The organism is Longimicrobium sp. (genome assembly GCF_036280135.1).
In the GTDB taxonomy this organism is placed as follows: domain Bacteria; phylum Gemmatimonadota; class Gemmatimonadetes; order Longimicrobiales; family Longimicrobiaceae; genus Longimicrobium.
In genome coordinates this window covers 1-6205 of record NZ_DASURI010000769.1, presented here as the reverse complement: position 1 = coordinate 6205, position 6205 = coordinate 1, and the positions used below count along the sequence as shown (strand labels likewise).

Annotated in this window: 3 protein-coding genes; all 3 read left to right on the top strand. The window is 70.3% G+C overall.

Annotation, left to right across the window (positions count from 1 at the left end):
* Positions 1-171 precede the first annotated feature (171 nt).
* The 3 genes from VFZ20_RS24875 (at position 172) to VFZ20_RS24865 (ending at position 6128) form a co-directional block, all read left to right on the top strand.
* On the top strand, positions 172-1269 hold the full coding sequence (locus VFZ20_RS24875) for an efflux RND transporter periplasmic adaptor subunit (protein ID WP_329686661.1): 1098 nt from the start codon (positions 172-174) through the stop codon (positions 1267-1269).
* Positions 1270-1272: 3 nt separating this feature from the next.
* Positions 1273-4509, top strand: a complete 3237-nt coding sequence (locus tag VFZ20_RS24870) for an efflux RND transporter permease subunit (RefSeq protein WP_329686660.1) — start codon at positions 1273-1275, stop codon at positions 4507-4509.
* Positions 4510-5723: 1214 nt separating this feature from the next.
* Positions 5724-6128, top strand: a complete 405-nt coding sequence (locus tag VFZ20_RS24865) for a hypothetical protein (protein WP_329686659.1) — start codon at positions 5724-5726, stop codon at positions 6126-6128.
* The last annotated feature ends 77 nt before the right edge of the window (positions 6129-6205 follow it).

Here is a 6205-nt window from a genome sequence, read left to right as displayed (position 1 = left end):
CTAGGCGAGCGGAGGGGGCGCCCGCGCGCGGCCCGCGACACGCATCCGACCCGCCCTCTCTCTCCATTCCGGAAGACAAGACGGGGCACGGGTCCGGAATCGGAATCGGGATCGGGATCGGGATCGGGATCGGCGCGGATGCGACGCGCCGGGCGATGGGCATCCGCCGCGATGATCGTCGCCGCGCTGGCGATGGGCGGATGCAGGCGCGGAGGGGGGCCGCAGCCGGGCGCGGCGGACCAGGGCGCCGTCGTGGATCCGGCGGACCTGGCTGTCGCGGAGGTCGGGCAGATCTCCGCGGGGCCCACCATCTCCGGCTCGCTGCAGGCGGCCACGGAAGCCGTGCTCCGCGCGGAGCTGGCCGGCACCATCGCCGCGGCGCCGGCGGAGGAGGGACAGCGCGTGGCGCAGGGCACCCTGCTGGCCCGCATCGCCGACCCCACGCTGCGCGAGCAGAGCCGCAGCGCCGAGAGCGCCGTCCGCAGCGCCGAGATCGCCGTGGCCAACGCGCGGCGCGACGTGGACCGCTACGAGACGCTGGTGCCGGCCGGGGCCAGCCCCCGCCGCGACCTGGAGACGTCGCGCACCAACCTGGCCAGCGCGCAGGCGCAGCTCGCCAGCGCCCGCAGCCAGCAGGCGGACGTGCAGGCCCGCATCGGCGACGCCACCGTGCAGGCGCCCATCAGCGGCATCGTCAGCGCGCGCTCCGTGAGCGAGGGCGACGTGGTGCAGGTGGGCACGGAACTGTACCGCGTCGTGGACCCCAGCAGCATGCGGCTGGAGGCGTCCGTGCCGTCGGACCAGCTGTTCGCCATCCGCGTGGGCGCGCCGGTGGCGTTCCAGGTGCGCGGCTACCCGGGGACGACGTTCACGGGGCGCGTGGAGCGCATCAACCCCACGGCGGACCCGGCCACGCGCCAGGTCACCATCCACGTCTCCCTCCCCAACCCGGGCGGAACGCTCGTGGCCGGGCTGTTCGCGGAGGGGCGCGTGACGGCGGAGGCGCGGCAGGGCGTGCTCGTCCCCTCCGAGGCCGTGGTGACGGAGGACGACGGCGCGCACGTGATGGCGCTGCGCGGCGGCGTGGTGCAGCAGGTGGAGGTGCGCGTGGGGATCACGGACGAGGAGACGCACCGGGTGGAGATCGTCTCCGGCCTGGCCGCCGGCGACACGGTGCTCGTCGGCCCCGCGCGGGAGACGGCGCCGGGCACGCGGGTGCGCGTGGGCACGGCCGCCCCCGCCGCGCCCGCCAGGAACGGGGAGAAGTAGCCCATGTTCATCTCCAACTTCTCCATCCGCCAGCCCATCGTCACCATCGTGGTGATGCTGTCGCTGGTGGTGTTCGGCCTCGTCTCGCTCATGCGGCTGCAGACGGACGAGTTCCCGGAGATCAACCCGCCCATCGTCTCCGTGGCCGTTCCCTACCCCGGCGCCTCGCCCGAGGGGGTGGAGCGCGAGGTGGTGGACCCCATGGAGGACGCCATCGCCAGCATCAGCGGCGTGGACGAGATCACCTCCACGTCCACGGACGGCTACGCGCAGATCATCGTCGAGTTCACCTTCGACAAGGACGTGCAGGTGGCGTCGCAGGAGGTGCGCGACGCCATCAGCACCATCCGCGGGCAGCTGCCGCTGGAGATGGAGGACCCCGTCATCAGCCGGTTCGACCCCAACCTGCAGCCCATCGTCTCGCTCACGCTCGCGTCCAGCCGCCTGACGGTCGCCCAGCTCACGCAGCTGGCCGATCCCGGGATCAGCGGGCAGCTCAGCGGCATCAACGGCGTGGCCACGGTGGAAGTCGTCGGCGGGCTGCAGCGGGAGATGACGGTGCTGCTGCGGCCGGACGCGCTGCAGGCGGCGGGGGTGAGCATCACGGAGGTCGTGCAGGCCCTGCAGGCGCAGAACCTGGCCGCCCCCGTGGGGCGCGTGACGGGCCGGTCGGAGGAGCGCAGCATCCGCCTCGTGGGCCGGCTGGAGGACGCGGCGGCGTTCCAGGCGCTCGTCGTGGCGCAGCGCGGGGGGACGGCCATCCGCCTGGGCGACGTGGCCACCATCAGCGTGGGGCACGAGGAGCAGCGCTCGCTGGCGCAGTACAACGGCGCCGAGGCCGTGGGCATCGACGTGGTGAAGTCCACCGGCTTCAGCACGACGACGGTGGCGGAAGGGGTGCTCAAGGAAGTCGAACGGATCCGAAAGACGCTGCCGGCGGGGACCACGCTGGAGGTGGTGCGCAACTCCGGCGTGCGGGTGGAGCAGTCCGTGGCCAACGTGGAGCACACGCTGGTCGAGGGCCTGGTGCTGACGATCCTCGTCGTCTTTCTCTTCCTGAACTCCTGGCGATCCACCGTCATCACGGGGCTGGCGCTGCCCGTGAGCATGCTGGCCGCGTTCGTCCCCATCTACCTGTTCGGGTTCACGCTCAACAGCATGAGCCTGATGGGGCTTTCCCTTGCCATCGGCCTGATCATCGACGACGCCATCGTCGTGCGCGAGAACATCGTGCGGCACGTGGAGATGGGAAAGGACCACATGCGCGCCAGCGAGGAGGGCACGGACGAGATCGGCCTGGCCGTGACGGCGACGACCTTCGCCATCGTCGTCGTCTTTGTCCCCATCGGGATGATGCCGGGGCTGGCGGGGCAGTTCTTCAAGCCGTTCGCGCTGACCATCGCCGCGGCCGTGCTCGTCTCGCTCTTCGTGAGCTTTTCGCTGGACCCCATGCTGAGCGCGTACTGGGCGGAGCCGCACGTGCCGCCGGAGAAGCGCGCGTTCATCACCCGCTGGGTGGCGCGCTTCAACGAGTGGTTCGACCGGCAGGCGGACCGCTACAAGGGCGTGATCGCCTGGGCGCTGGACCACCGCTGGCTGATGGTGGCGCTGGCGGGTGGGACGTTCGTGGGCGCGCTGGCCCTGCAGGTGATGTTCGGCGGCAGCGGCTTCGCGCCCCCGCAGGACCGCAGCGAGATCACGCTGGCCCTGGAGACGCCGCCGGGGAGCAGCCTGGAGTACACGGCCCGCAAGGCCGAGGCGGCCGCGCGCCTGGCCCGCGCGCACCCCGAGGTGGCGTACACCTACACGACCATCGGTGGCGCGTCCGGCGCGGTGGACGAGGGCTCGGTGTACGTAAAGCTCGTGCCCAAGGCGGAGCGCGACGTGGGGCAGATGGAGTTTGGCCAGCGGCTGCGGCGGGAAGTCGGGCGGATCGGTGGCGCCACGTTCAGCACGGAGAGCGGCGGGTTCGGCGGCGGGGGCAAGCCCGTGCAGGTGCAACTGCGCGGGCCCGACGCGGCCACCCTCACGCGCCTGGCGGACCAGGTGGCCGAGCGGGTGGAGCAGGTGCCGGGGACGGCGGACGTGTCGCTGTCCACGCGCGGACAGAAGCCGGAGCTGGTCGTCACCATCGACCGCGCCCTGGCGGGCTCGCTGGGGCTCACGGTGGGGCAGATCAGCCAGGCCATGCGCCCCGCGTTCGCCGGGGTGGACGCGGGCGACTGGATCGACGAGACGGGCGAGACGCGCGACGTGACCGTGCGGCTGTCGCCAGAGGTGCGGACGAGCGCGGCGGACCTGCGCACGCTCCCCCTGCTGCTGAGCCCCGGCACGGGCGCGGCCGGCAGCGGGGCGGCGGGCGGCGGATTCGGCGCGGCGGCGGCAGGGGGCGCGGCCGGCGGCGCCACGGGCGGGGGCGGGCCCAGCATCATTCCCCTCAGCCAGGTGGCGGAGGTGACGGAGGGGCTGGGCCCGGCGCAGATCGCCCACGTGGACCGCGAGCGGGTGGTGACGGTGGAGGCCAACCTGGCCGGCGCGGACCTGGGCACGGTGACGGCGGCCGTGAACCGCGCCGTGGCGGGCATCGCCTTCCCCGCCGGCTACGAGGTCGTGCAGGGCGGCGAGGCGCAGGACCAGGCGGAGGTGTTCGGCAGCATGTTCGCGGCGCTGGGCTCGGCCATCATGCTGATGTACCTGGTCCTGGTGCTGCAGTTTCGCTCGTTCCTGGACCCCGTCGCCATCCTGCTGTCGCTGCCGCTGTCGCTCATCGGCGTGGTGCTGGCGCTGCTGTTGACGGGCGACACGCTGAACATGATGAGCCTGATCGGCGTGATCCTGCTGATGGGGATCGTGGCCAAGAACGCGATCCTGTTGATCGACTTCGCCAAGTGGAACCACGAGCAGGGGGTGCCGCTGCGCGAGTCGCTCATCGAGGCGGGCCGCGTGCGCCTGCGGCCCATCCTGATGACGACGTTCGCGCTGGTGGCCGCGATGATCCCCGTGGCCATCGGCGCGGGCGAGGGCGCGGACTTTCGTGCGCCGCTGGGCCGCGCGGTGATCGGCGGAGTGATCGCCAGCACGGTGCTCACGCTGCTGGTGATCCCCACGTTCTACGAGATCCTGTACGAGTGGCGCGAGCGGCTGATGGCGTTCTTCCGCAAACGATTCGGCCACGGCCACACGCCGCATCCACCGCATCCGCCGCACGGGGGCGGGCTGGAGCCGGAGGCGGCGGACTGAGGGCGAGGGGGGCGGATGGATGAAGGGCGGAAGGGCAGCAGAGGCGGGCGGAGGAGATGGTTGATTGAGGACCGAAGTCCCGTCGCTGCGCGACGGAGGGCCCTCTCCCCCGCCCGCCTTTTTGCTCGTTCCTCGCAACGGCGGTCGACCCCTCCCCCAACTTCGGGGGAGGGGTTTTTCGTTAGGCGAGTTCAACGCGCGTCGCTTGCCCAATCAGCAAAACGCAACTAAAATACCGCTCTGTTTATGCACTCACATTCTCGAGGGAACCCAACTCGAAACGGAAGCACGAAAAACTGAAGAGAGCAGTCCTGGCAGGTGGTTTTACAGATCGTTTTCCGTTCAAGGTCGGCCAACAATGTTCGGAGGATAGATGCGCCACGTCCAACTCTGGGTCATGCTTTGCGTCGTTGTGCTTACGGCGGCATGTGTGGACTCGCCGACCGAACCACAGGGGCGAAGTGAGCGGGTAGGCACACGCCCGGCCTACGACAGTCAGACAGTCCAGGGCTGTGTGACCGACGGATATTGCGTGCTGCCGCCAATCAGCAGCGGTGAGTGCGATCCATATCTGGAGCTGGACTGGAGTTGCGACGACGGCGGCGATTGCATGACGTCGCAGCCCGGCGACGTGTCCGACACGGAGATTGTGCCCCTCAGCGCCTGCCCCGCCCCGGGTACAGGAATTGGGAAGGGAGGAGGCCCCATCGGACCTCCCCCGGACGAGCCGATGGAGCCGGTACCGGGAGACACCTGCAGGACCGGCGAACCCATCGTGGACGCCCCGGCTGTTTGGGGGCAGTTCGAGGATCTCTGGCTCAAATCCCGCCTGTTGGGGGTCGAGCTAAGCGGATGGGTCGTCTCGGACGGAAGTTCGTTCCGACTCGTCGCATTCGTGAACGCAACGTTCACCGCCTGCGGAATCGACGTTCACGAGCCAGTTCCATCGGGCGCGGTGTCCATCGTACACACCCATCCATGGCCTCTGTGGTCTACTACCCCTTGTGGATACGTGAACACGGGCACGCCGAGCCCCGAAGATGTAAACGCACTTCAGCAGACGGGGCTACCAACGGGGTACTTCCTGGACAGCAGCGGAATCGGCAGGTTTACGGCTAACGGTGGAGTCGGGGCGGTGCGGGTCGACCGGTGCGGCTACTGACGACTTCCTCTATCTGCAAGCGGAATCAAGCGAGATGATGAGCCTTCTACTCTTGATCGTCCTGACGCTCGCGGGCGAGCCGCAGCCGGCCGGAGAAAGCTGCCCGCCCGCTCATGAGCAGTCCGCGGAGCGCGTGCGGACCCTCCTGTCGTCCCCTCTGCTTCTGCAGATGCGGGAGCGGTACAATCTCGGAACGGCGTCCGCGCCGGACGTGCGGCTTCTCACGAACGAGCGCGACCGGGACACCTGTCGCGCGCTCTGGGAGGCGCTGAGATCCACCACGACGGAACTCGGTCCGGAAGATCGCGTTACGTTCTACCGCTCCGGCGACACGTTCTTCGTGCCGATCCTGCGGAGCCGCCGCCCGGGTCCGCCCGGTGGGGTCGGGCTCGACGGATACAGCTCGCTGGACGTGTACGACTCCAGTCTCCGGCTGGTCGGCCGGTTCGGCGCGTAGCCGACGGCGAGCGGACGACTCCCGCGGCGGGCGGACGAGGGGCGCCAGCACGTCGGAAAACCCCGTCGCTGCGCGAC

What these genes read in the sequence shown, in the direction of transcription:
- VFZ20_RS24875 (WP_329686661.1), top strand. Translation starts at nt 172, where the DNA reads ATGATCGTCGCCGCGCTGGCGATGGGCGGATGCAGGCGCGGAGGGGGG.
- VFZ20_RS24870 (WP_329686660.1), top strand. Translation starts at nt 1,273, where the DNA reads ATGTTCATCTCCAACTTCTCCATCCGCCAGCCCATCGTCACCATCGTG.